Source organism: Streptomyces sp. NPDC039465 (assembly GCF_055639315.1).
On record NZ_JBVKAP010000007.1, the window covers coordinates 275482 to 298799 of the forward strand.

Below are 23318 nucleotides of genomic sequence, written 5' to 3' on the forward strand. Positions count from 1 at the left end.
TGGATGGATCTGCCATGACTTCTCCCGTTCAGGGCTCGCAGCCGGAGAGCCTCTACCCCGAACTCGACGAGGCCGCGCTCGCCCAGTACTTCGCCGCCCTCACGGGTGACGAGACCGCGCCTCTCGCCCCGGCCCGGGCCGCCGAGGTCGCGGAGGCCCGCGCGCTGGTCGCCCCGGTCCCGGTCCGGATCCCCGGGGCCGGCGGCGACCTGCTCGACGGCGTCTTATGGACGCATCTGACCGGCGACCGGGCCCGGCCCGCGATCGTGATGCCCTCGCCGTGGACGGACCTGGGCTGGCTGGCGTACGCGGTGCAGGCGACGCGCTTCGCGTACAGCGGCTACCACGTCCTCGCCTACACGGCACGCGGCTTCGGCCGTTCCGAGGGCGAGGTGGAGGTGGGCGGGCCGCTGGACATCGAGGACGGCAGCAGGGCCCTGGACTTCCTGATCGAGCGCACCGGCTGCGAGCCGACCCGGGTCGGATTCCTCGGGGACTCCTACGGCTCCGGCATCAGCCAGCTGGTCGCCGCCCACGACCACCGGGTGGACGCCGTGGTGGCCCTGTCGACCTGGGGCGATCTGGGGGAGGCCTTCTACGAGAACACCACCCGGCACACGGAGGCGGTCCGCACGCTGCTCGGCGCGGCGCGGAACGCCCGGCTGAGCAAGCGCACCCAGCAGGTCTTCGACGACGTCCTGGCCGACCGGAACGTGGACGAGACGCTCCAGTGGGCGGCCGAGCGCTCGCCGTACACCTATGTCGCCGCGCTCAACAGCCGTCAGGTGCCGATCTTCTTCGCGCACGCCTGGCACGAGACGCTCTTCCCGTCCAACCAGACGCTGAAGATGTTCCACGCGCTGACCGGCCCCAAGCGCATCAACCTGTCGATCGGCGACCACTCCGGACCGGAGATGACCGGGATCGTCGGGCTGCCCAACCGCATCTGGACCGACGCCCACCGGTGGTTCGGCCACCACCTCCAGGACGACGACAACGGCATCGACACCGAGGGCCAGGTCGTCAGCCAGATCATGTGGAACAAGGCCCTGGAGTCGCGCCCGACCTGGGCCGCCGTCACCGGCTCCACCCAGCGGCTGTATCTGGCCTCCCCCGGCGCGGCCGAGGACCACACCCTCGCCGACAGCCCGGACACCGGCTGGAGCCTGTCCATCCAGACCGGCGTGGACACCCCGGCGACCGTCGCCGACGAGATCATCCAGACCGGCTACGACGAGATGGCCGGCAATCCGAAGGTGTATCCGACCGGCGCCATCAGCCGCGCCGACGCGGGGGTGTGGGTGACCGCCCCGCTGCCCGTCACCACCGGCCTGCGAGGCGTCCCCCGGCTGCGGCTCACCTACACCCCGAGCGCGGAGCATTCGACGTTCGTCGCGCACCTCTTCGACGTGGCGCCCTCGGGCAGCGCGCACATCGTCACGCACGCGCCGTTCACCCGCCTCGACGGCGAGCCCGGGGTGGCGGTGACGGCCGACATCGAGCTCCAGGCCACCGGCTACGACGTCCCCGCCGGGCACCGCCTGATGCTGGTCATCGACACCAGGGACCCCTTCTACGGCGACGCCAACGCGCCGCGCGCCACGCTCACGGTCTCCTCCCCGGCGGCCGACCCGTCCCATCTGGAGCTGCCCCTGAGGTGAGGCGTCAGAGGTACTGGGCGTAGTCGTCCAGGACCCGCAGCACCTCCGCCTCCCCGGCCGGCGGAAGCTGCAGCACCACCTCGTCGATGCCGAGCCCCGCGTAGTGCGCGAGCTTGCCGGGGTTCGGCAACACGGCGTACGGCACGACCTGGAGGGCCGCCGGGTCGCGTCCGGCCTTCTCCCACACCTCCCTCAGCACGGGCACGGACTGGCTCAGCCCGCGTCCGCCGACCGGCAGCCAGCCGTCCCCGTACTCCGCGATGTGGGAGAACAGCTTGGGCCCGGCGGCGCCCCCGAGGAGCGTGCGGGGGCCGCTGACCGGCTTCGGGAAGGCGTACGAGGCCCGTACGGAGCCGAACTTCCCGTCGTACGCGGTCGGTTCGGGCGCCCACAGGGCGCGGATGAGCGCCATCCGGTCGCGGCCGAGCTCGCGCCGGCTCGCCCACTCCACGCCGTGGTCGGCGGCTTCCTCCTTGTTCCAGCCGAAGCCGATGCCGAGGGTGAAGCGGCCGCCGGAGAGATGGTCGAGGGTCGCGACCTGCTTGGCGAGGTCGATCGGGTCGTGCTGGGCGACGAGGGTGATGCCGGTGCCGAGGGTGAGCCTTTCGGTGACGGCGGCGGCCTGGGCGAGGGCGACGAACGGGTCGAGGGTGCGGCCGTATTCGGGCGGCAGCTCACCGCCCGCCGGGTAGGGGGTGGCGCGTTCGACCGGGATGTGGGTGTGCTCGGGGAGGTAGAGCCCGGCGAAGCCGCGCGCCTCCAGTTCTCGGGCGAGGCGGACGGGCGAGATCGTCTCGTCGGTGAGGAAGATCGTGGTCGCGATGCGCATAGGGGCAAGGTAGGGCGTGCGGTGGGGATTTCCGAGAGATGCGGCAGGCGTTGTTCCGTCGTTCACGGCCCGCCACGACAGTGGGGGCATGACGAGCAGACGGGCACTTCTGGTGACGGGCGCGGCATCCGCGCTTACGTTGGGAACCGTGAGCTTCGCCGAGGCGGCCCCTGGGGAGGGTGACCGGACGGAAGTCGTCCGGGGCACCCTGCCGCCCGGCTCCCCGGACTTCGTGTACCTCCCGGTCGAGGTGCCGAGCGGGGTGCGTGAGCTGCATGTCGCCTACACGTACGAGCGCCCCGCCGTGCCCGCCGGCACGACCGGCAACGCCCTGGACATCGGGGTCTTCGACGAGCGCGGCTTCCGGGGCTGGTCGGGCGGGGCGCGGACGGAGTTCTTCCTGCGCTCGGACGCGGCGACGCCCGGCTATGTGGCGGGGCCGGTACGGGCCGGGACGTGGCGGATCGCGCTGGGGCCGTACACGGTCGCGCCGCAGGGTCTTGCGTACACGGTGACGATCACGCTGCGGTTCGGGCCGTCGGAGGCGGTGGTGCGGCCGGTGTATCCGCCGGAGCGGGCGCGGGGCCGGGGCCGGGACTGGTACCGCGGCGACTGCCATCTGCACACGGTGTACTCCGACGGGCGCAGGACCCCGGCGGAGGTGGCGGCGCTGGCCCGTGCGGCGGGGCTCGACTTCCTCACCACGACCGAGCACAACACCCATGCGGGCCACGGGGCGTGGGCCGCGCACGCCGGGGACGACCTGCTGATCCTGCTCGGCGAGGAGGTCACCACCCGCAACGGCCATGTCCTCGCGCTGGGCACGGACCCGGGGACGTTCGTCGACTGGCGCTACCGCGCCCGGGAGAACCGTTTCGGCCGCTACGCCAGGGAGATCCGGCGGGCCGGCGGCCTGGTCGTACCGGCGCACCCGCACGCCACCTGCATCGGCTGCGCCTGGAAGTTCGGCATGGGCGAGGCGGATGTGGTGGAGGTCTGGAACGGCCCGTGGACCCCGGACGACGAGGTCTCCCTCCAGGCCTGGGACGCGGCGCTCGGCCGGGGCCGGTGGACCCCGGCGATGGGCAACAGCGACGCGCACCGCGACCCCGACCGGGTCGGCACCCCGCAGACGGTCGTCCTCGCCGACGACCTGTCCCGGGCGGCGGTCCTGGCGGGCCTGCGGGCGGGGCGCAGTTACGTCGCCGAGTCCTCGGCGGTGTCGCTGTCGTTCACGGCGACGGACGGCCGGGGCCGTACGGCGGGCATCGGCGAGCGCCTCGACGCGGCCCCGGACACCCCGGTCACGGTCCGGCTGACGGTGATGGGCGCCCCGGACTGCACGGCCCGCCTCGTCACCGACCAGGGCACACTGCACACGGCGCCGCTGCCGCCCGCGTCCGAGGGCACGGTGGAGTGGCGCACGACCCCCGCCTACGCCACCTACGTCCGCGCGGAGATCCGCCGGTCCCCGGCGGTACCGGGCCTGCCGGGGCCGCTGGTGGCGTTCACCAATCCGGTGTTCCTGGGCGGTTCCGTAGGCTCGACGGTATGAGCAGCCCCTCGCCCGGACCGCAGTCCGTCGACCGTGCCCTGGAGATCCTCGACGCCGTCGGGGACGCGCCGGGGCCGGTCGCGGCGAAGGCGCTGGCGCGGCGGGTGGGGTGCTCGCTGTCGACCGTGTACCACCTGGCGGGTCCGCTGGTCGCGCGCGGGCTGCTGGTCCGCACGGGCGAGGGGTTCGCGGTGGGGCCGCGGGTGCCCGGGCTGCACCGGGCCCATCAGCGGCACCACGGCCTCGGGGCGCCGGTCGGCGAGGCGCTCGGACGGCTGCGTCGGCTGGCCGGCGCGGAAGCCTATTTCACGGCGTACCGGGACGGGCTGATCACCGTGGTCGACTCGACCGCGCCGGTCACAGACACGGCCCACCCGTTCGCGCCCGGCCCCGAGACGCGGGCGCACGCGACCGCGCACGGGAAGGTGCTGCTGGCGGGGCTGCCGAGGGCGGTGCGGCGGCGGTATCTCGAGGACCACGGCATGCCCCGGTTCACCGACCGGACGATCACCGGCCTGGAGCGCTTCGAGGCGGAGCTTGCGCGGGTGCGCGGGGAGGGGGTCGCGGTCTCGGTGGGCGAGGCGGACCCCGCGTACACCTGTCTGGCGGTGGCACTGCCGGGGCGGGCCGACGGGAGGGCGCACGCCCTGTCGGTGTCGCTGCCGACGGCCGAGTTCCGCCGGCGCCAGGGCCAGGTGCGGGCGGCGCTGGCCCGGAGCGTGCCCGGTTTTCCGACGCTGCCGGAATCGGCGGGCGGCTGAATTAGCGGACGGCGGGGCGGTGGGGCAGCGTGGACGCCATGATCTTCATCGCCGTCCGTTTCACCGTCCGCCCCGACCACGCCGACACCTGGCTCGACCTGGTCGCCGACTTCACCGCGGCGACCCGCGCCGAGCCCGGCAACCTCTTCTACGACTGGTCGCGGAGCGTCGACGACCCGAACCGGTTCGTCCTCCTGGAGGCCTTCACCGACGCGGAGGCGGGCGCCGCCCACGTGGCGTCGCCCCACTTCGCGGCGGGCATGGAGGCGATGGCGCCCGCGATCGCCACGACCCCGGAGATCATCAACGTCGAGGTCCCGGGCCAGGGCTGGAACGCCATGGCGGAACTCTCCCCGCGCCCGGCCTGACCGGCGGCCGCACGGATCCGGGCGCGACGATGCCCCATGCCCCCGTCCGGGCATGGGGCATCCGCGCGTCCGTCGGTCAGTCGGTGACGACCAGGGACGGCGTCTCCTTGGTGAGCACCTCGCCGCGGAAGAAGGCGGGGCTGAGGCGGCGCATCACCAGCATGATCACGCCGCCGAGGAGCAGCAGGCCCACACCGATCACGAAGACCGAGCCGACGCCGAGGACCGAGGAGCCGGAGCCGTAGGCCGGGTCCCACATGTCGTAGAGGGTCTTGGCGAAGACCGCGGTCAGCATCAGGCCGCCGAGGACCGGGAAGAGGCCCTTGTAGACGAGGTCCCGGCCGGAGCGGAAGATCTCCTTGCGGAAGTACCAGGCGCAGGCGAACGCGGTGAGCGAGTAGTAGAAGCAGATCATCAGGCCGAGCGCGTAGATCGTGTCGACCAGGACGTTCTCGCTGACCAGGGTCATCGCCGCGTAGAAGACGCCGGTCGCGACGCCCGCGGTGACCGTCGCCTTGCCGGGGACCTTGAAGCGGGGGTGGACCTTGGCGAAGGACGCCGGCAGTGCCTCGTACGTCGACATCGCCAGGACCGTGCGGGCCACCGGGATGAACGTGGTCTGGAGGCTGGCCGCGGCGGATGCGAGGACCGCGACGAAGAGGGTGATGCCGAGGACGGGGCCCATGACCGGGCCGGCCAGCGCGGCGAAGACGTTGTCGGAGGTCTCCGGGTTGGCGAGGCCGAGGCCCTGGTCGCCGGAGCCGACCGCCATCTGGGCGGCGATGCCGGTGGCCAGGTAGGAGCCGACGAGGACGACCATCGCGATCAGGGCGGCGCGGCCGGGGGTCTTGGCCGAGCCCGAGGTCTCCTCGTTGGTGGACAGGCAGGCGTCCCAGCCCCAGTACATGAAGATCGAGAGCGACAGACCGGCGGTGAAGGCGGCGAAGGACTGGACCGCGAACGGGTTCATCCAGGACCAGGAGAAGTCGATGCCGGTGTCGAAGGCGCCGCTGCTCGCCTTCTGGAAGGCCATGGCGACGAAGACCACGAGGACGACGAGCTGGAGGCCGACGAGGGCGTACTGCACGCCCTTGGTGGCGGTCATGCCGCGGTAGCTGACCGCGGTGGCCAGGGCGATGAGCGTGAGGCAGGTCAGGATGTGGACGGCCTTGTTGTCGTCGAGACCGGCGACGTATGCGCTGCCCGAGATCTCCCCGGCGAGGAGCCAGAAGTAGGAGGTCGCGACGCCCGCGAGGTTGGAGAGCACGATGATCGTGGCGATCACCAGACCCCAGCCGCACATCCAGCCGATCTTGGGGCCGAAGGCCTTCACCGTCCAGGTGAAGGAGGTGCCGCAGTCGGGCATGGCGCGGTTGAGCTCGCGGTACGCAAAGGCGACCAGGAGCATCGGCAGGAAGCCGGCCAAGAAGATGGCGGGCATCTGCAGTCCGACCTCGCCCGCGGTGGAGCCGAGCGTGGAGGTCAGACAGTAGACGGGGGCGACTGTCGAGATGCCGATGACGGCACTCCCCATGAGCCCGACGGAGTTCCCGCCGAGTCCTTTGGTACGTACGCCATGCGTGTCGCCCGTGGCGTGGACGCCCCTTACCGTGTCTCCACCCTGGGGCCGAGCCCCGGGCTGCGCATCAACCTGAACCATGAACAGGACGTTAAATGCTGCGGTTTCCTTATCCGGAGGCTTGAAATCCGAATACGGAACCGATCTTCACCTTGCTTTTCCAGGCACCCCTAGGGCTCCGTCGATGATTGAAAGATCGACCACCGGCCGCGCCGACCGATCGACAGGCGCAGCCGGGAAACCGTCCGACATACGGGAACCGCAGCACTGACCGTTTTGTCCGTTTTCAAATTTTCCCGTGCCGTTTTCAGCCCGGCCACACCACCGCCTGGATCTCGCTGTACGCATGCAGCGCGTACGAGCCGACATCCCGCCCCACACCGCTCTTCTTGAAGCCGCCGAAGGGTGCCTCCATGTTCCGGCCGACGGTGTTCACCCCGACCCCGCCGGCCCGCAGCCGGCCCGCGACCCGGAAGGCGCGCGCCACGTCGCCGGACCACACGTAGTCGAGGAGGCCGTAGTCGCTGTCGTTGGCGAGCGCGATCCCCTCCTCCTCGTCGTCGAAGGGCACCACCACCACGACCGGCCCGAAGATCTCCTCCCGCACGATCCGCATGTCGGGGGTGCAGTCCGCGAAGAGCGCCGGGGCGACGTAGAACCCCCGCTCCAGGCCGGCCGGCCGCTCCCCGCCCGCGACCAGCCGGGCGCCCTCCTTGCGGCCGAGCTCGACGTACGACTCGATCCGGTCCCGGTGCGCCGCCGAGATCACCGGGCCGACCACGGTCCCCGGCTCGGCCGGGTCGCCGACCTTCATGTACGCGAGGTAGCCGGTCAGCTTCTCGATCAGCTGCCGGTAGATCCCGCGCTGGGCCAGCACCCGCGTCGGGGCCGTGCAGATCTGGCCGCTGTAGAAGGCGAAGGTGGTGCCGATGCCCATGACCGCCGCGTCGAGGTCGGCGTCGTCGAAGACGAGCGCCGCGCCCTTGCCGCCGAGCTCCATCAGCTGCCGCTTCAGCGTGCGCCCGCACACCTCGCCGATGCGCTGCCCGACGGCGGTGGAGCCGGTGAAGGAGACCATGTCCACCTCGGGGGCCTCGACCGCCGCCGCACCGACCGCCGGGGAGGAGCCGGTGACCACGTTGACCACCCCGGGCGGCGCGCCCGCCTCCTGGAGGGCGCGCGCCATCGCGTAGACGGAGAGCGGGTCCTGCGGGGCGGGTTTGACCACGACCGTGTTGCCCATGGCGAGGGCCGGGGCGACCTTGCCGGCCGGATTGGCCCAGGGGTTGTTGTACGAGGTGATGCAGGTGACCACGCCGACCGGGCGCCGCACCGCCACGGCACCGAACACTCCTGCCTTCCCCATCGGGCCGGCCTCGTTGATCTGCGGCGGCAGCGCCTGCTCGACCGGCTCCAGGGCGCCGCGCGCGTACCGCCGGAACCGCGAGATCCCGACCGCGACCTGCATCCCGCGCGCGGTGGCGGTGGTGGCGCCGGTCTCGGCCTGGGCGAGGACGGTGTTCGGCCCCGCGTCGCGGGCCATGAGGTCGGCCGCCCGGTCGAGGATCGCGGCCCGCTCCTCGGGGGCCGTACGGGACCAGGCGGCGAAGGCGTCCTTGGCGCAGGCGGCGGCCGCGAGGACCTGCGCCCGGCTCGCCTCGGGGGCGAGGCCTACGGTCTCCTCAGTCGCGGGGTTGATCACCTCGTAGTGCCCGCCGTCGGGCTCGACCCACTCGCCGCCGATGAACAGCCGCTCGTTCAGCCGCTCGTTCAGCCGTTCGTTCACCGGGTGCTCACCGTCCTGGTGTCCCGGCCCGAGCGCAGCACCCGGCCGGGGATCGCGCCGGTCACCTCGTCGTCCCGGACCGTCTCGACGCCGTTGACCCGCACGGAGACGATTCCGACAGCCCGTGAGTCGAGCCGGGGGCTGTCCCCCGGCAGGTCGTGGACGAGGGTCGCCGGGCCCGCGTCGATCCGCTCCGGGTCGAAGAGGACGAGGTCCGCGTGGAAGCCCTCGGCGATCCGGCCGCGCTCGCGCAGCCCGAAGAGCCGGGCCGGATCGTCGGTGAGCATCCGTACGGCCCGCTCCAGCGGCACCAGCCTGCGGCCGCGCAGGCAGTCCCCGAGGAAGCGGGTGGTGTACGGCGCGCCGCACATCCGGTCCAGGTGCGCGCCGGCGTCGGAGCCGCCGAGCAGCACGTCCTCGTGCTCCCAGGTCTCCCGGCGCAGCGCCCAGGAGTCGGGGTCGTTGTCAGTGGGCATCGGCCACAGGACCGTACGCAGCTCGTCGTTGGCGCAGATCTCGACGAGGCAGTGGAAGGGGTCCTGGCCGCGTTCGGCGGCGATGTCAGCGACGACCCGGCCGGTGAGGCCCTCGTTCGCCGGTGAGTACGTGTCGCCGATGACGTACCGGGCGAAGTGCGCGAGGCGCCGGAAGACGCCCGCCTCCTTGGAGTCGGCGCGGCGCAGCATCTCGGCGCGCACGTCCGAGTCACGGAGCCTGGCGATCCGCTCGGGGACGGGCAGGGCGAGGATCTCGCCCCAGCCGGGGATGAGGTTGAGCGCGCAGAAGGTGCCCAGGGACATGTTCATGGGGGTGAGGATCGGCATGGTGAGCGCGACGATCCGGCCGCCGGCCTTGCGCGCGCGTTCGCTGGGGATCAGCTGGCGCGGGACGCGTTCGGGCACGGCGGCGTCGATGGTGAGGACGTTCCAGTTGAGCGGCCGGCCGGCGGCGGCGCTCATCTCCACGAAGAGGTCGATCTCGTCGTCGCTGAACTGGTCGAGGCAGCCCGCGAGGATCGCCTCGATCTGGGTGCCCTCGTGTTCGCCGACCGCCTTCGACAGGGCGATCAGTTCGGCGGGGGTCGCGTGACGGGAGGCGACGGGCCTGCCGTCGCCGTCGGAGTGGGTGGCGGACTGGGTGGTGGACAGGCCCCAGGCGCCGGCGTCCATCGCGTCGTGCAGGAGGTCGAGCATCTGCTCCAGCTGCTCCGCGGTGGGCTGCCCGCCGACGGCGTCGGTGCCCATGACGTACCGGCGCAGGGCGCAGTGGCCCACCATGAACCCGGCGTTGATGGCGATGCGGCCTTCGAGGGCGTCGAGGTACTCGCCGAAGCTGTGCCAGCTCCAGGGGGCGCCCTGTTCCAGGGCGACCAGCGCCATGCCCTCGACCTTGGACATCATGCGGCGGGTGTAGTCGGCGTCCTCGGGCCGGTCCGGGTGGAGCGGGGCGAGGGTGAAGCCGCAGTTGCCGCCGGCGACGGTGGTGACGCCGTGGTTCATGGAGGGGGTGGCGAAGGGGTCCCAGAAGAGCTGGGCGTCGTAGTGGGTGTGCGGGTCGACGAAGCCGGGCGTGAGGATCAGCCCGGACGCGTCCTCGGTGGTGCGGGCTGCCGCGCCGGCCTCGGCGAAGACGATCCGCCCGTCGCGGATCCCCACGTCGGCCGTGAAGGCGGGGGCGCCGGTGCCGTCCACGACGGTGGCGCCCTTGATCAGGTGATCGAGCATGACGGTCCCTTTCTGCGCGTGGACGCGGGCGTGCCCCGGCCGAGGCCGCCGCGGAACGGCCTCCGGCCGGGGCCGGTACGAGGCGGCGGTCCGGGAAGACACCGCCCCGCGCTCGTGGGGGCGGGATGTGAGCCCCCGCCCCGCCCCTACGCCCAGGGGCGTGGGGGGACCCCACTTCCCGAAAACCTTCCGTGGGCGGGGGGTTGCTGCGACGGGGGCAGACCCCGCCCCGGTTGTAGGCAATCGGGCCACCGGGCCGCACCCGGCACCCGGGTCCGGGGCGGAGCCCCGGTTCAGGAAAAGGCGGGGTGGGGAAGAGCCCGCCGCAGGCGCCCCGGCCCCGCCCTCAGGCGCCCGCGGCCTGCCGGAAGCGGGTGGTGCGGTGGACGGGATCCGTGTCGATCTTGGGGATCACGTGCTCACCGATGAGCTTGATCGTGTTCATGGTGTCCTCGTACGAGACCCCGATCGGCAGCCCGAACGACAGCTGGTCGGCGCCCGCCTGCTCCCACCGCTTGCACTGGCGCAGCACCTCGTCCGGGTCGCCGCAGATCATCAGCTCCTCGGCGATGAGGAGCTCAATGATCTCCTCGGAGTACTCGGGCAGCAGCTCGGGCCACTCCGGGATGCCCTCGGGCCGGGGGAAGGTGTCGTGGTAGCGGAAGAGCAGCGACTGGAGGTAGTTCAGCCCGCCGCCGACCGCGATCTCGACGGCCTTCTGGTGGGTCTCGGCGCAGATCGCCGTCGAGGTCACCATGACGTTGTCGTTGACGAAGTCGCCGACCGCCTGTGCCTCCTTGACCGCGGTCTTGTAGGAGTCGACGACCCACTCCATGTCGGAGACCTTCTGCACGCTGAAGCCGAGGACGCCGAGGCCCTTCTTGCCGGCCATGGCGTACGAGGACGGTGATCCGGCCGCGTACCACATCGCCGGGTGGGACTTCCCGTACGGCTTGGGCAGGACCTTGCGCGGCGGCAGGGACCAGTGCTTGCCCTGGAAGCCGACGTACTCGTCCTGGAGCCACATCTTGGGGAACTCGGCGATGGTCTCTTCCCAGATCTCCTTGGTGTGGTTCATGTCGGTGATGCCCGGCATGAAGCCGAGGATCTCGTGCGAGCCGGCCCCCCGTCCCGACCCGAACTCGAAGCGCCCGCCGGAGAGGTGGTCGAGCATGGCGACCTTCTCGGCGACCTTGACCGGGTGGTTGACCGGGGCCAGCGGGTTGAAGATGCCGGAGCCGAGGTGGATGCGGTCCGTGGCGTGGGCGAGGTACCCGAGGTAGACGTCGTTGGCCGAGAGGTGGGAGTACTCCTCCAGGAAGTGGTGCTCGGAGGCCCAGGCGTACTTGAAGCCGGACCGGTCCGCCTGGATGACGTACTCCGTCTCCTCCATGAGCGCCTTGTGTTCCGCCTCGGGATCGGTCTCGGCACGCTTTCCGACGTATCCCTGAACAAAGATCCCGAATTCCAAGGTCTTCTCCTCCGGGTATTTCTGACGAGCCGTCAGATCTCGATGGGGTCGACTGTGGCACCGCGCCCGGGGGCCGTCAATACCTGACGAAGCGTCAGACGAGGCTGACTCCGGCCAGCCAGCCGCCGTCGATGACGAACGGCTGACCCGTGATGTACGAGGAGTCCGCGCAGCTCAGGAAGAGGGCCAGGGCGGCCACCTCCTCCGGCTCGCCGACCCGCCCGAGCGGCACGAGCTTGCGGTACAGCTCGTCGACCGCGCTGCGCTCGACCCCCTCGGGCCGGCTCATCGGGGTGTCGACGGCGCCCGGGCAGACGGCGTTGACCCGGATGCCCTTCGCGGCCAGCTCGACCGCCGCGACCCGGGTCAGCCCGAGGACGGCGTGCTTGGTGGCGGCGTACGCGCCCACGCCCGCCATGCCGGTCAGCGCGGTGTACGACGCGGTGTTCACGATCGTGCCACCGCCGGCCGCCTCGATCTCGGGCGCCACCGTCCGTATCCCCAGGAAGCAGCCGACCTGGTTGACCTGCACGATCGCCTGGAACTCGGCGAGCGGCGTGGACACCAGCTCGTTGAAGCGCAGGATCCCCGCGTTGTTCACCAGGCCCGTGATCGGCCCGAAGGCGTCCTTGGCGGCGGCGACGGCCGCCGCCCAGTCCGCCTCGCTCGTCACGTCGAGGTGGATGTAGCGCGCGCGGTCCTCGCCGATCTCCTTCGCCAGCGCCTCGCCCTGCTCGTCCAGCACGTCCGTGAGGACGACCTTGGCCCCTTCGGCGGCGAAGAGCCGCGCCTCCTGCTCCCCCTGTCCGCGCGCCGCGCCCGTGACGACGACGACCCGCCCGTCCAGCTTGCCCATGCCGTACTCCCTAGCCTTGAAGGTGCGGAGCCACATCGGCGGCGAACGCCGCCATCTGATCGGTCAGTTCGGTACGGCTCCGGGAGCGGAACCGCACCTGGATCTGGTGCACACCCATCGCGCCGTACGCCCGCAGCGACTCGGCGAGGGCCTCCGGCGCGCCGCTCAGGGTGCGCCGGCCGGTGTCCCAGGACGCCTGGCCGACGTACAGCGGCTCGGTGATGGCGCCGACGGTGAGCGGATCGGTCACCCCCGCCTCCTCCCGCAGCCGCCGCAGCCGCGCGATCTGCCCCGGCAGCCGGTCCCGGGGATCGCCCTGCGGCAGCCAGCCGTCCCCCTTGAGCGCGGCGCGCCGCACGGCGGCCGACGAGGAGCCGCCGACCCAGACGGGCACCCGCTCCTGGGCGGGCCGGGGCCGCTGCCCGAGGTCCTTGAAGGCGAACCGCTCCCCGGCGAAGGCGGGGTACTCCTCCGGCCCTAGGGCCGCCTTCAGCGCGTCGATCGTCTCGTCGAGCACGGCCCCGCGCCCGGCGAAGTCGGCGCCGACGGCGTCGAACTCCTCCTGTACGTGCCCGGCCCCGACCCCGAGGACCAGCCGCCCCCCGGAGAGGTGGTCGACGGTGGCGTACGCCTTGGCGGTGACCAGCGGATGGCGCAGCCCCACGACGGCGACATGACTCAGCAGCCGGACGCGCGAGGTGGCGGCAGCGAGGAAGGAGAGGGTGGCGACAGGGTCGTACCAGACCGTGCTCATGGCCCCCGCCAGCCTGCGGGGTATCGCCACATGGTCGCAGCAGGCGAGATAGCCGAAGCCGCAGCGGTCGGCGGTCGCGGCGATCGCGACGAGGTCCCCGGGCCCGGCCCCGGCCTCCCACGGCTCGGCGTAGAGGCTGCTCTGCGACTGGACCGGGAGCTGCATCCCGTACATCACCATGGACCCCACCCACCTCAACCTGACGGGTCGTCACCAGCGAGGGGTCCATGGTTGTGGCTGACGGTCCATCAGACAAGGGGTCGGGCTCACACCACGAAGAGGCGGGTCAGGCCGCCCACAGCCCGTCCGCCGTCAGACCCAGCAGATCGATCGCGTTGCCCCGCACGATCCGCTCCACCACCTCCGGGTCGAGGTGCCCCATCTGCGCCTGGCCGACCTCCTTGGACTTGGGCCAGGTCGAGTCGGAGTGCGGGTAGTCCGTCTCGTACAGCACGTTGCCGACCCCGACGGCGTCGAGGTTCCGCAGCCCGAAGGCGTCGTCGAAGAAGCAGCCGAAGACATGGCCGGCGAAGAGCTCGGACGGTGGCCGGTGGACCTTGTCGGCGACGCCGCCCCAGCCGCGGTTCTCCTCCCAGACGACGTCCGCGCGCTCGAGGATGTACGGAATCCAGCCGATCTGACCCTCGGCGTACATGACCTTGAGGTTCGGGAAGCGCTCGAACTTGCCGCTCATCAGCCAGTCGACCATCGAGAAGCAGCAGTTGGCGAAGGTGATTGTGGAGCCGACCGCGGGCGGCGCGTCCGCCGATGTCGACGGCATCCTCGACGAGGATCCGATGTGCATGGCGACGACCGTGCCGGTCTCGTCGCAGGCGGCCAGGAAGGGGTCCCAGTAGTCGGTGTGGATCGAGGGAAGCCCCAGGTGGGGCGGTATCTCGGAGAAGGCGACCGCCCGCACGCCACGGGCCGCGTTGCGGCGCACCTCGGCCGCCGCCAGCTCGGCGTCCCAGAGCGGGATCAGGGTGAGCGGGATGAGCCGGCCGTGCGCCTGGGGCCCGCACCACTCCTCGACCATCCAGTCGTTGTAGGCGCGCACCCCGAGCAGCCCGAGCTCGCGGTCGCCGGCCTCGGTGAATGTCTGCCCGCAGAATCGGGGAAATGTGGGGAAACACAGGGCGGACTGGACGTGATTGACGTCCATGTCCGCGAGCCGGTCGGGCACGCTGTAGGACCCGGGCCGCATCTGCTCGTACGTGATCACTTCGAGCTTGATCTCGTCGCGGTCGTACCCGACGGCGGTGTCGAGGCGGGTGAGGGGGCGGTGCAGATCCTCGTACACCCACCAGTCGCCGATCGGCCCTTCGTCCCCCTTCGCGCCCATGACCGGGGCGAACTTGCCGCCGAGGAAGGTCATTTCCTTCAGCGGCGCCCGGACGATCCGGGGTCCGACGTCGTGGTACTTCGACGGGAGCCGGTCCCGCCAGACGTTGGGGGGCTCCACCGTGTGGTCGTCCACCGAGATGATCTTCGGGAAGGTCTCCATGCCTTCCACGGTAGCGCCGATCTGACGGTCCGTCAGCTCTGTGGTAGCCGGATCCTGTCATGACCTTGTGCAGAGAGTCACCCGATGCTGACGCGCCCGCTCCGGACAAGGCAGACTGTCGGGGGCGAAACCAGCGACAAGACCAGGGACCAGGGACCAGGGGTGCGAGCAGGGGGAGCTATGGACCGCGACAACGGGCCACGCGTACCGGAGCAGCGGGCTCCGCTGACAGGTCACAGAAGTGACCTGCGCTTCGGTGTGCTCGGCCCGGTCCGCGCGTGGCGGGACGGCGAAGCCCTGCCCTCCGGCTCACCGCAGCAGCGCGCCCTGCTGGCCGCGCTGCTGCTCCGCGACGGCCGCACGGCGACCGCCTCCGAGCTGATCGACGCCATCTGGGGCGACGAACCGCCCTCGCAGGCGCTCGCGGCGGTCCGGACGTACGCCTCGCGGCTACGCAAGGTCCTCGCCCCCGGTGTCCTGGTCAGCGAGTCCGGCGGTTACGCCATCCGCACCCGCGCGGACTCCCTCGACCTGCACGTGGCGCAGGAGCTCGTCGCCGAGGCGGAGAAGGCCCGCGCCGCCGGGGACCGCACCCAGGCCCGCGTCCTCATCAACAAGTCGCTGGGCCTCTGGGACGGCGAGCCGCTCGCCTCCGTACCCGGCCCGTACGCCGAGACCCAGCGGGCCCGCCTTGAGGAGTGGCGGCTCCAGATCCTGGAGTCCCGCCTCGACCTGGACCTGGAGGTCGGGTCGCACGCGGAGGCCGTCTCCGAGCTCACAGCCCTCACCGCCGCGCACCCCCTGCGCGAACGGCTGCGCGAGCTCCTCATGCTGGCCCTGTACCGCAGCGGACGGCAGGCCGAGGCCCTCGCCGTCTACGCCGACACCCGCCGCCTTCTCGCCGACGAGCTCGGCGTCGACCCGCGCCCCGAGCTCGCCCGGCTCCAGCAGCGCATCCTCCAGGCCGACGCCGAGCTGGCCCGCCCGGTCGAACCGTCCGCCGCGCCCGCGCCCAGCCGCAACCGCCCCGCCCAGCTCCCGGCCACGGTCTCCGACTTCACCGGCCGCGCCGCCTTCGTCCGCGAGCTGGGCGACCGGCTCGCCACCGCCGAGGGCTCGGTCATGGCCGTCTCCGCCCTCGCCGGGATCGGCGGGGTCGGCAAGACCACGCTCGCTGTCCACGTCGCCCACGACGCCCGGCCGCACTTCCCCGACGGCCAGCTGTACGTCGACCTCCAGGGCGCCGGGGCCCGCGCCGCCGAGCCCGAGACCGTCCTCGGCTCCTTCCTGCGCGCGCTCGGCACCCCGGACGCGGCCATCCCGGACTCCCTGGACGAGCGGGCCGCGCTCTACCGCTCCACCCTCGACGGCCGGCGCATCCTCGTCCTGCTCGACAACGCCCGCGACGCCGCCCAGATCAGGCCGCTGCTGCCGGGCACACCGGGCTGCGCGGCCCTGGTCACGAGCCGCACCCGGATGGTCGACCTGGCCGGCGCGCACCTCGTGGACCTCGATGTGATGTCCCCCGAGGAGGCTCTCCAGCTCTTCACCAAGATCGTCGGAAGGGAGCGGGTCTCCGCCGAGCGCGAGGCCGCCCTCGACGTGGTCGCCGCCTGCGGCTTCCTGCCGCTCGCCATCCGGATCGCGGCCTCGCGGCTGGCGGCCCGGCGCACCTGGACCGTGTCCGTGCTGGCCGCCAAGCTCGCCGACGAGAGGCGCCGCCTCGACGAGCTCCAGGCCGGCGACCTGGCCGTGAAGGCCACCTTCGAACTCGGCTACGGCCAGCTGGAGCCGGCCCAGGCCCGCGCCTTCCGCCTGCTCGGCCTCGCCGACGGCCCCGACATCTCCCTCGCGGCCGCCGCCGCGGTCCTGGACCTGCCGGTGCGGGACGCGGAGGACCTCCTGGAGGGCCTGGTCGACACCTCCCTCCTGGAGTCGGCCGCCCCCGGGCGCTACCGCTACCACGACCTCGTACGCCTCTACGCGCGCTCCTGCGCCGAGCGGGATGAACAGCCCCCGGCCGAGCGGGAGTCGGCGCTGTCGCGGCTGCTCGACTTCTATCTGTCGACGGCGGCGGGGGTCTACGCCATCGAGCGGCCGGGCGACCGTCTGGTCGACCACCTGGAGCCGACGACCCACCCCGGCCTGGCCTTCACCGACCGCCACGCCGCCCAGGACTGGCTCTACGCCGAGGCCAACTGCCTCCTCGCATGCGTGCGCCAGTCGACGACCGCGGCCACCCTGCGCCGGTCCGTGGACCTACTGTGGGCCTCCCTCGACCTCGCCGAGTCGGGCGCCAACTCCAAGGAATACGAAGCCGCGGCCGCCGGGCTGCGCGAGGCCGCGCGGGCGGCCGGCGACACCAGGGCGGAGGCCCGCGCCTCGGTCACCCTGGCCTACGTCCACCACGTCTCGGGCCGCTTCGACCAGGCCGACCAGGAGGCCCGGGAGGCCATGGGCCAGGCCGAGGCGATCGGCGACCCGCTCCCCTGCTGCTGGGCGGCGAACACCCGGGGCGTCATCGCCATCTACCAGAACCGGCAGGACGACGGCGAACAGCACCTCACCCAGGCCATCGACGCCTTCCGCGGCTGCGAGGACCAGGCCGGCGAGGCCAGCGCCCTGTGCAACCTCTCCCGTATCCACCTCGGCATGGGCCGTACGGACAGCGCGGTCACCCTCGCCCAGCAGGGCACCGACATGTACGACGCCATGGGCCACGCACTCAAGGGCGCCAACGGCCGCTACGCCCTGGGGCTCGCGCTCACCCAGAGCGGACGCCTCCCGGCCGCCGCCGACCGGCTCCGCGAAGCCCTGGACGTCTTCCGCGACAGCCGCCAGCGGCTGTGGGAGGGCATGACGCTCTTCCGCCTCGCCGAGGTCGACATCGCCGCCCTGCGGCACGCGCAGGCCGCCGCCAACGCCGAGATGGCGCTCACCGTCCTGCGCGGCATCGGCGGCGAATGGCGCCGGGGCAACGTCCTGACGGTCCTGGGCCGCGCCCTGGACGGCATCGGGCAGAACGGCCGCGCGCGGGTCTGCTGGCAGGAGGCCCTCGGCATTTACGAGGAGCTGGGCTCCCCCGAGGCCGACGCGGTCCGTGCCCTGCTCAAGCCGGTCGCGGCCGCCTGACCGACCCCGGCGGACGCCCGAATCAGACGTTCATCGTTCGTTTATCGCCGCACGGCATTCTTTTCTTCAAGGATCCGTCGCGTCGGGGGGCAGACGGGTCACTGGAGAGGCCGTCGCTCCAACGCACTAGGGTGAACGGCCCCAAGAGGCCCGTCCGGCCGTCCACGGGGGAACAGCCGGGCGGGCCTTGCCCAAACCCAGCGTCTGACGCACGACACCAACGGGAGAACACCATGAGCGACACCACCAACGCGACCGGCACCGGCGGCGAGCAGATCCAGACGAAGAACATCCACGCCACCGGCTCCCCGGCGACCGACGCCGTCGCCGAGAAGATCGGCATCAAGAACATCCACGCCACGGGCACCAACCCGGCCCCGGCCCCGGCGGCCCCCGAGGCCGGCACGGGCGACGCGTCGACGGACAACATCCACGCGACGACCGAACCGGCCAAGTAAGGCCGTACACGGGGGACGAAGACCTTCACCCACGGGGTGCGGCCGCGGCGGCGCGGAGGGGGAGCCGTCGCGGCCGCGGTCTTTTACCCGCCATAAGTTGTCCGGAACACACGGCAACCATCGAACATTCGCCCGACCGACACCTAGGGTCAGTCATGTCCGGAAACAACCCGTCCTTGCGGAGGATCGCATGAACCGCGCCAGACGCCTGCTCCTCGGCGCCCTCATCGCCGTCGCGGTCACCGCGGGTTCGGCGACCTCCGCGGCCGCGAACGTCCACGCCACGGGCCACGCCGTGACCGTCGCCCCACGCTGATCAGCCGGTCCCCCGCGCGGACCGGTCGCGCAGCTCCCCCTTGACCACCTTCCCGCTCGCGTTCCGGGGCAGCGCCGCGACGAACTCCACCTCCCTCGGGACCTTGTAGTTCGCCATCTCCCGCCGCGCCCACGCGATCAGGTCGTCCGCGGTGAGCGTCGCCCCCGGCCGCCGGACCGCGAACGCCTTGCCCACCTCGCCCAGGCGCGCGTCCGGGACCCCGATCACGGCCACGTCCGCGATCTCGGGGTGGATGCCGAGGAGTTGCTCGATCTCCGCCGGGTAGGCGTTGAAGCCGCCGACGATGAACATGTCCTTGATCCGGTCCGTGATCCGCAGATTGCCGGCCGCGTCCAGCTCGCCCACGTCGCCCGTGTGCAGCCAGCCGTCCGCGTCCAGGACCTTCGCCGTCTCCTCCGGGTCCTCGAAGTAGCCGCCCATCACATGGTGGCCGCGGACCAGCACCTCGCCGTTCTCGATACGGATCTCCGTGTCCGGGATCGCCCGGCCCGAGGTCGCCGCGATCACCTCCGGGGGATCCCCGCGGCGGCACATCGTCACGATGCCACTCGCCTCGGACAGACCGTACGCCGTGAGGACCGTCCCCACCCCCAGCTCCGACCGCAGGCGTTCCACCAGCTGGAGCGGCACCACCGCCGCGCCCGTGACGACAAGCCGCAGGGCGGACAGATCATGGCTTCCGCGGGCCGGGTGGTCCAGGAGCGACTGGTGGAGCGTGGGCGGGCCGGGCAGCACCGAGATCCGCTCGGCGGCGATGTTGGCGAGGACGGTGTCGACGTTGAAGACCGGCTGCGGGACCATCACCGCGCCCCGCATCAGGCAGGCGATGATGCCCGCCTTGTAGCCGAAGGTGTGGAAGAACGGGTTCACGATCAGATAGCGGTCGCCCTCCCGCAGCCCGGCCAGCTCGCTCCAGACGCCGTAGCAGCGCAGGGTCTGGGCGTGCGTGATGACCGCGCCCTTGGGCCGGCCGGTGGTGCCGGAGGTGAAGATGATGTCCGAGGGCGCGGCGGACTCCACGGCGTCGGCCCGGGCCCTGACCTCGTCGGCGCCGATCGCGTCCCCGCCCGACAGGAAGTCCTTCCAGGTGCGGTAGTCCTCCGGAGCGCTGTCCGCGAGGACCACCACCTGCTCCAGGTCGGGCAGTTCGACCCCGGACCGGCGCAGCGAGGCGACGTACGACGTGCCCAGGAACGTGCCCGTGATGAAGAGCAGCCGGGTGCGGGAGCGGGAGAGGACGTATGCCGCCTCCGCGCCCTTGAAGCGGGTGTTGAGCGGGACGAGCACCGCCCCGGCGGTCACCGCGCCGAGAGCGGAGACGATCCAGTCGAGGGTGTTGGGCGCCCAGAGGGCGACGCGGTCACCCGGGCGCACCCCCGCCGCCATACAGGCGGCCGCGGCCCGCTCGACGCGCTCGCCGAGTTCCGCGTAGGTGATCCGGGTGCGGCCCTCGACGACCGCCTCCCTCGGGCCGTACCGCTCGGCGGCCGACCGCACCAGCCTCGGGATCGAGCCCCACTCCAGGTCCCCGCGCATCTCCGCCCCTCCCGATTAGCTGACTATCCGTCAGATTAGCGGTAGCCTGACGCGCTGTCAGCAGCAGCGACCCACCGCGGAGGTGCCGGTGCCAGGACTCAAGGACGCGACCGCGATCGTCGGCATAGGACAGACCCCCTTCGCGAAACAACTCCCTGAATCCGAGAAGACCTTGGCCTGCCGGGCCATCCTCGCCGCGCTCGACGACGCGGGCATCGCCCCCTCGGAGGTCGACGCGTTCGCCTCGTACACCATGGAGGAGACGGACGAGGTCGAGGTCGCCAAGGCCATCGGCGCGGGCGACATCACCTTCTTCTCCAAGGTCGGCTACGGCGGCGGCGGTTCCTGCGCCACCGTCGGACACCTCGCCGCCGCCGTCGCCACCGGCCAGGCCGGCGTCGGCGTGGCCTGGCGGTCCCGCAAGCGCGGCTCGGGCCCCCGGCCGTGGAAGAACACGGCGGTCCAGCTCCCCACCCCGGGCCAGTGGACCCGGCCGTTCGGCCTGCTGCGCCCCTCCGACGAGATCGGGATGCTCGCCCGCCGCTACATGCACGAGTACGGCGCCACCCGCGACCACCTCTTCAACGTGGCCCTGGCCTGCCGCAACCGCGCCAACCAGAACCCGGCCGCGATCATGTACGAGCGCCCGCTGACCCGCGAGATGTACATGACCGCCCGCTGGATCAGCGAGCCCCTCTGCCTCTTCGACAACTGCCTGGAGACGGACGGCGCGCTGGCCTGCGTGATCGTCTCTGCCGAGCGGGCCCGCGACTGCCGGCAGCGGCCGGTGTACGTGCACGCCGCCGCCCAGGGCCTGCCCGCTCAGCACCACGGCATGGTCAACTACTGGAACAACGACCCGCTCACCGGCCCGGCCTGGACCGCCGCCCGGCAACTGTGGAAGCAGGCCGACTTCGGCCCCCAGGACGTGGACGTCGCCCAGATCTACGACGCGTTCACCCCGCTGATCCCGCTGTCGCTGGAAGGCTACGGCTTCTGCGCCCGCGGCGAGGGGGGCGCCTTCACGGAGGGCGGCGCGCTGGAGATCGGCGGCCGGCTGCCGGTCAACACCGGCGGCGGCGGACTCAGCGAGGCGTACGTCCACGGCTTCAACCTGATCAACGAAGGCGTGAAGCAGCTGCGCGGCACCAGCACCGCGCAGGTCCCGGACGCGTCGACCTGCCTGGTCACGGCAGGCGAGGGCGTCCCCACATCGGCGATCCTGCTTCGAGCGTGAGGAGCTCACGATGCTCGCACCCGTCATCGACGAGGACGGCGCCCCCTTCTGGGAGTACGCCGCCCAGGGGGAGCTGCGGATCCAGGCCTGTGCCGCGCCGGACTGCGGCGAGCCGCGGTTCCCGCCCCGGCCGTGCTGCCCGCGCTGCCAGTCCTTCGACAGCCGGTGGCTCCGGATGAGCGGACGCGGCCGGATCTGGTCGTATGTGATCCCGCACCCGCCGCTGCTGCCCGACTACGCCGCACAGGCGCCGTACAACGCGGTCCTGGTCGAGCTGGTGGACGCCCCGCAGATCCGGCTGGCCGGCAATGTGGTGGCCGCGCCGGACGCGGCGCTCAATTCGGTCGATCCGGCGCGGCTGCGGATCGGTGCGACGGTGCGGGTCGTCTTCGCCGAGATCGACGGGGTGAGCGTGCCGCGCTGGCTGCTGGAGCGCTCATGAGCGTTCGGGTGGAGTGCGACAAGGAGTCGGGGGTCGCGCTGGTCACCCTGGACCGCCCGGCGAAGCACAACGCCCTCACGCTGGAGATGGCCGCCCAACTCGGCGACATCTGGCGTGAGTTCAGGCGGGACAACACGGTACGGGCGGTGGTCGTCACCGGCTCCGGCACCCGGGCCTTCTGCACGGGCATCGACCGCGAGGCGGTGGTGGAGCAGCCCTCCTCGCCGTACTCGATCGACGATCCGCTGCTCGCCGCCGGCCCCAAGGCGAACGACCTGTGGAAGCCGGTGATCGCGGCCGTGGAGGGGATGGCCTGCGGCGGGGCCTTCTATCTGCTCGGCGAGGCGGAGTTCGTGGTGGCCTCGACGGAGGCGACGTTCTTCGACCCGCACACGACGTACGGCATGGTCAGCGCCTACGAGGCGGTTTACATGGCGCAGCGGATGCCGTTCGGTGAGGTCGCCCGGATGTCCCTGATGGGGACGGCGGAGCGGATCTCGGCCCGGCGGGCGTACGAGACGGGCCTGGTGTCCGAGCTGACCCCGCCCGGCGGGGCGGTGGAGGCGGCCAGGAACGCCGCCGCCGTGATCGCCGGCCATCCGACGGAGGCGGTGCAGGGGACCGTACGGGCGGTGTGGTCGGCCAAGGAGGCGGCGCGGGCGCAGGCGCTCGCCCACGCCCGGCACCTGATCGCGCTCGGGAACCTGCCGCCGAAGCGGCAGGCGGAGCTGTTTACGGGCAGGCGCGGGGCGGGGAGTGCGGGCTTTCGGCTGCGTTAGCTCGCCGAGACCCGGCTGGCGCTCATGACCTGGCACTTCTTGTACTCGGAGCCGTCGCCGGTGCCGGTGTACGGGGTGCTGGCCTCGGTGCTCTTGGAGGAGTTGGCCGGCACGAGCAGGTCGTCGACGTTGGCGATGGCGACGTTGGCGGAGGGGCCGCCGATCTCGCCCTTGAACTGGACGCCGACGTCGTACTTGTAGGTGGTGGAGCTGTTGTTGGTGACGGTCAGCTTCACGGTGAGCTTGTCCCGCGTGATCAGGCAGTCGTCGATGCGGACGTCGCGCTCGGCCTTGTTGGCGCCGGAGCCGCCGGGCACGGAGACGCCGCCGGAGCTGCTGCTGCTGCCGTCGTTGCCGGAGGACGAGCTGCCCGAGGAGGAGCTCCCGCCGGAGCTGCTGGAGGAGCTGCTGTGGTTGTCACAGCCACCACCGCCGGAGCCGCGGGCGCCCGTCAGCGCGACCAGGGCGATGCCGAAGACGGCGACGGCGCGGACATGGCGAAGCTTCATTTCAACCCCCGTTGAGTGAGTGTCCGAAAGCCCGCTCTTG

20 protein-coding genes are annotated in these 23318 nt (G+C 72.1%); 10 read left to right on the forward strand and 10 right to left on the reverse strand.

The window, feature by feature from the left end:
• Nucleotides 1-14: 14 nt before the first annotated feature.
• A complete protein-coding gene (locus ACZ7LT_RS24035) occupies nucleotides 15-1661 on the forward strand; it encodes a CocE/NonD family hydrolase (protein WP_471238143.1) in 1647 nt (548 codons plus the stop codon).
• Nucleotides 1662-1665: 4 nt separating this feature from the next.
• On the opposite strand, the gene ACZ7LT_RS24040 is transcribed toward ACZ7LT_RS24035, so the two are convergent.
• Nucleotides 1666-2490, reverse strand: a complete 825-nt coding sequence (locus tag ACZ7LT_RS24040) for an LLM class F420-dependent oxidoreductase (RefSeq protein ID WP_471238144.1) — start codon at nucleotides 2488-2490, stop codon at nucleotides 1666-1668.
• A gap of 88 nt (nucleotides 2491-2578) precedes the next feature.
• Here ACZ7LT_RS24040 and ACZ7LT_RS24045 point away from each other — a divergent pair, with 88 nt between their 5' ends.
• Genes ACZ7LT_RS24045 through ACZ7LT_RS24055 form a run of 3 tightly spaced genes read left to right on the forward strand, consistent with a single transcriptional unit; the run spans nucleotide 2579 to nucleotide 5174 of the window.
• Nucleotides 2579-4045, forward strand: a complete 1467-nt coding sequence (locus ACZ7LT_RS24045) for a CehA/McbA family metallohydrolase (protein ID WP_471238145.1) — start codon at nucleotides 2579-2581, stop codon at nucleotides 4043-4045.
• Nucleotides 4042-4806, forward strand: a complete 765-nt coding sequence (locus ACZ7LT_RS24050) for an IclR family transcriptional regulator (RefSeq protein ID WP_471238146.1) — start codon at nucleotides 4042-4044, stop codon at nucleotides 4804-4806. Before ACZ7LT_RS24045 ends, ACZ7LT_RS24050 begins: the two co-directional genes overlap by 4 nt.
• Before the next feature lie 38 nt (nucleotides 4807-4844).
• On the forward strand, nucleotides 4845-5174 hold the full coding sequence (locus tag ACZ7LT_RS24055; protein WP_471238147.1) for a putative quinol monooxygenase: 330 nt from the start codon (nucleotides 4845-4847) through the stop codon (nucleotides 5172-5174).
• Between the two features lie 76 nt (nucleotides 5175-5250).
• Here the strand turns inward: ACZ7LT_RS24055 and ACZ7LT_RS24060 are convergent, their stop codons facing one another.
• The 7 genes from ACZ7LT_RS24060 to ACZ7LT_RS24090 form a co-directional block, all read right to left on the reverse strand.
• Nucleotides 5251-6834 carry an APC family permease gene (locus ACZ7LT_RS24060; RefSeq protein WP_471238148.1) on the reverse strand — a complete coding sequence of 528 codons (1584 nt, stop codon included), beginning with the start codon at nucleotides 6832-6834 and terminating at the stop codon, nucleotides 5251-5253.
• Between the two features lie 226 nt (nucleotides 6835-7060).
• Complete coding sequence (locus ACZ7LT_RS24065; protein ID WP_471238149.1) at nucleotides 7061-8539, reverse strand: aldehyde dehydrogenase family protein; 1479 nt, start codon at nucleotides 8537-8539, stop codon at nucleotides 7061-7063.
• A complete protein-coding gene (locus ACZ7LT_RS24070) occupies nucleotides 8536-10263 on the reverse strand; it encodes an N-acyl-D-amino-acid deacylase family protein (protein WP_471238150.1) in 1728 nt (575 codons plus the stop codon). The genes ACZ7LT_RS24065 and ACZ7LT_RS24070 overlap by 4 nt, the downstream gene beginning before the upstream one ends.
• A 346-nt stretch (nucleotides 10264-10609) precedes the next feature.
• Nucleotides 10610-11734, reverse strand: coding sequence for an LLM class flavin-dependent oxidoreductase (locus ACZ7LT_RS24075; RefSeq protein WP_471238151.1), 1125 nt, complete (start codon nucleotides 11732-11734; stop codon nucleotides 10610-10612).
• A 94-nt stretch (nucleotides 11735-11828) separates the two neighbouring features.
• Complete coding sequence (locus ACZ7LT_RS24080) at nucleotides 11829-12590, reverse strand: SDR family NAD(P)-dependent oxidoreductase (RefSeq protein ID WP_471238152.1); 762 nt, start codon at nucleotides 12588-12590, stop codon at nucleotides 11829-11831.
• A gap of 10 nt (nucleotides 12591-12600) precedes the next feature.
• The gene (locus tag ACZ7LT_RS24085) at nucleotides 12601-13524 is read right to left on the reverse strand and encodes an LLM class F420-dependent oxidoreductase (RefSeq protein WP_471238153.1); all 924 of its coding nucleotides are present in this window, start codon (nucleotides 13522-13524) and stop codon (nucleotides 12601-12603) included.
• Nucleotides 13525-13630: 106 nt separating this feature from the next.
• On the reverse strand, nucleotides 13631-14848 hold the full coding sequence (locus tag ACZ7LT_RS24090) for an amidohydrolase family protein (protein ID WP_471238154.1): 1218 nt from the start codon (nucleotides 14846-14848) through the stop codon (nucleotides 13631-13633).
• A gap of 180 nt (nucleotides 14849-15028) precedes the next feature.
• Between ACZ7LT_RS24090 and afsR the strand changes: the two genes are divergently transcribed.
• From afsR to ACZ7LT_RS24105, 3 genes are all read left to right on the forward strand, one after another.
• Nucleotides 15029-17980, forward strand: a complete 2952-nt coding sequence (gene afsR, locus ACZ7LT_RS24095) for an SARP-family global regulator AfsR (RefSeq protein ID WP_471238155.1) — start codon at nucleotides 15029-15031, stop codon at nucleotides 17978-17980.
• Between the two features lie 233 nt (nucleotides 17981-18213).
• Nucleotides 18214-18438 (forward strand): hypothetical protein, encoded by a 225-nt coding sequence (locus tag ACZ7LT_RS24100; protein WP_471238156.1) that lies wholly within the window; start codon nucleotides 18214-18216, stop codon nucleotides 18436-18438.
• Nucleotides 18439-18628: 190 nt separating this feature from the next.
• Nucleotides 18629-18754: a hypothetical protein gene (locus ACZ7LT_RS24105; RefSeq protein ID WP_471238157.1), complete on the forward strand. Its 126-nt coding sequence runs from the start codon at nucleotides 18629-18631 to the stop codon at nucleotides 18752-18754.
• Here ACZ7LT_RS24105 and ACZ7LT_RS24110 read toward each other — a convergent pair whose 3' ends face one another.
• Nucleotides 18755-20311, reverse strand: coding sequence for a FadD3 family acyl-CoA ligase (locus tag ACZ7LT_RS24110; RefSeq protein WP_471238158.1), 1557 nt, complete (start codon nucleotides 20309-20311; stop codon nucleotides 18755-18757).
• 88 nt (nucleotides 20312-20399) lie between these two features.
• Between ACZ7LT_RS24110 and ACZ7LT_RS24115 the strand changes: the two genes are divergently transcribed.
• The 3 genes from ACZ7LT_RS24115 to ACZ7LT_RS24125 are packed head-to-tail and all read left to right on the forward strand — an operon-like array spanning nucleotide 20400 to nucleotide 22769.
• Nucleotides 20400-21548: a lipid-transfer protein gene (locus ACZ7LT_RS24115; RefSeq protein ID WP_471238159.1), complete on the forward strand. Its 1149-nt coding sequence runs from the start codon at nucleotides 20400-20402 to the stop codon at nucleotides 21546-21548.
• Nucleotides 21549-21558: 10 nt separating this feature from the next.
• Complete coding sequence (locus ACZ7LT_RS24120; RefSeq protein WP_471238160.1) at nucleotides 21559-21990, forward strand: Zn-ribbon domain-containing OB-fold protein; 432 nt, start codon at nucleotides 21559-21561, stop codon at nucleotides 21988-21990.
• On the forward strand, nucleotides 21987-22769 hold the full coding sequence (locus ACZ7LT_RS24125) for an enoyl-CoA hydratase/isomerase family protein (protein ID WP_471238161.1): 783 nt from the start codon (nucleotides 21987-21989) through the stop codon (nucleotides 22767-22769). Before ACZ7LT_RS24120 ends, ACZ7LT_RS24125 begins: the two co-directional genes overlap by 4 nt.
• Here the strand turns inward: ACZ7LT_RS24125 and ACZ7LT_RS24130 are convergent.
• A complete protein-coding gene (locus ACZ7LT_RS24130) occupies nucleotides 22766-23278 on the reverse strand; it encodes a hypothetical protein (RefSeq protein WP_471238162.1) in 513 nt (170 codons plus the stop codon). The genes ACZ7LT_RS24125 and ACZ7LT_RS24130 overlap by 4 nt on opposite strands.
• Between the last annotated feature and the right edge of the window lie 40 nt (nucleotides 23279-23318).

Coding starts and splice junctions, on each gene's coding strand:
- ACZ7LT_RS24085 (WP_471238153.1), bottom strand. CDS start 13,524: ATGGTGATGTACGGGATGCAGCTCCCGGTCCAGTCGCAGAGCAGCCTC.
- ACZ7LT_RS24070 (WP_471238150.1), bottom strand. CDS start 10,263: ATGCTCGATCACCTGATCAAGGGCGCCACCGTCGTGGACGGCACCGGC.
- ACZ7LT_RS24050 (WP_471238146.1), top strand. CDS start 4,042: ATGAGCAGCCCCTCGCCCGGACCGCAGTCCGTCGACCGTGCCCTGGAG.
- ACZ7LT_RS24080 (WP_471238152.1), bottom strand. CDS start 12,590: ATGGGCAAGCTGGACGGGCGGGTCGTCGTCGTCACGGGCGCGGCGCGC.
- ACZ7LT_RS24040 (WP_471238144.1), bottom strand. CDS start 2,490: ATGCGCATCGCGACCACGATCTTCCTCACCGACGAGACGATCTCGCCC.
- afsR (WP_471238155.1), top strand. CDS start 15,029: ATGGACCGCGACAACGGGCCACGCGTACCGGAGCAGCGGGCTCCGCTG.
- ACZ7LT_RS24110 (WP_471238158.1), bottom strand. CDS start 20,311: ATGCGCGGGGACCTGGAGTGGGGCTCGATCCCGAGGCTGGTGCGGTCG.
- ACZ7LT_RS24125 (WP_471238161.1), top strand. CDS start 21,987: ATGAGCGTTCGGGTGGAGTGCGACAAGGAGTCGGGGGTCGCGCTGGTC.
- ACZ7LT_RS24060 (WP_471238148.1), bottom strand. CDS start 6,834: ATGGTTCAGGTTGATGCGCAGCCCGGGGCTCGGCCCCAGGGTGGAGAC.
- ACZ7LT_RS24130 (WP_471238162.1), bottom strand. CDS start 23,278: ATGAAGCTTCGCCATGTCCGCGCCGTCGCCGTCTTCGGCATCGCCCTG.
- ACZ7LT_RS24105 (WP_471238157.1), top strand. CDS start 18,629: ATGAACCGCGCCAGACGCCTGCTCCTCGGCGCCCTCATCGCCGTCGCG.
- ACZ7LT_RS24100 (WP_471238156.1), top strand. CDS start 18,214: ATGAGCGACACCACCAACGCGACCGGCACCGGCGGCGAGCAGATCCAG.
- ACZ7LT_RS24045 (WP_471238145.1), top strand. CDS start 2,579: ATGACGAGCAGACGGGCACTTCTGGTGACGGGCGCGGCATCCGCGCTT.
- ACZ7LT_RS24055 (WP_471238147.1), top strand. CDS start 4,845: ATGATCTTCATCGCCGTCCGTTTCACCGTCCGCCCCGACCACGCCGAC.
- ACZ7LT_RS24090 (WP_471238154.1), bottom strand. CDS start 14,848: ATGGAGACCTTCCCGAAGATCATCTCGGTGGACGACCACACGGTGGAG.
- ACZ7LT_RS24035 (WP_471238143.1), top strand. CDS start 15: ATGACTTCTCCCGTTCAGGGCTCGCAGCCGGAGAGCCTCTACCCCGAA.
- ACZ7LT_RS24120 (WP_471238160.1), top strand. CDS start 21,559: ATGCTCGCACCCGTCATCGACGAGGACGGCGCCCCCTTCTGGGAGTAC.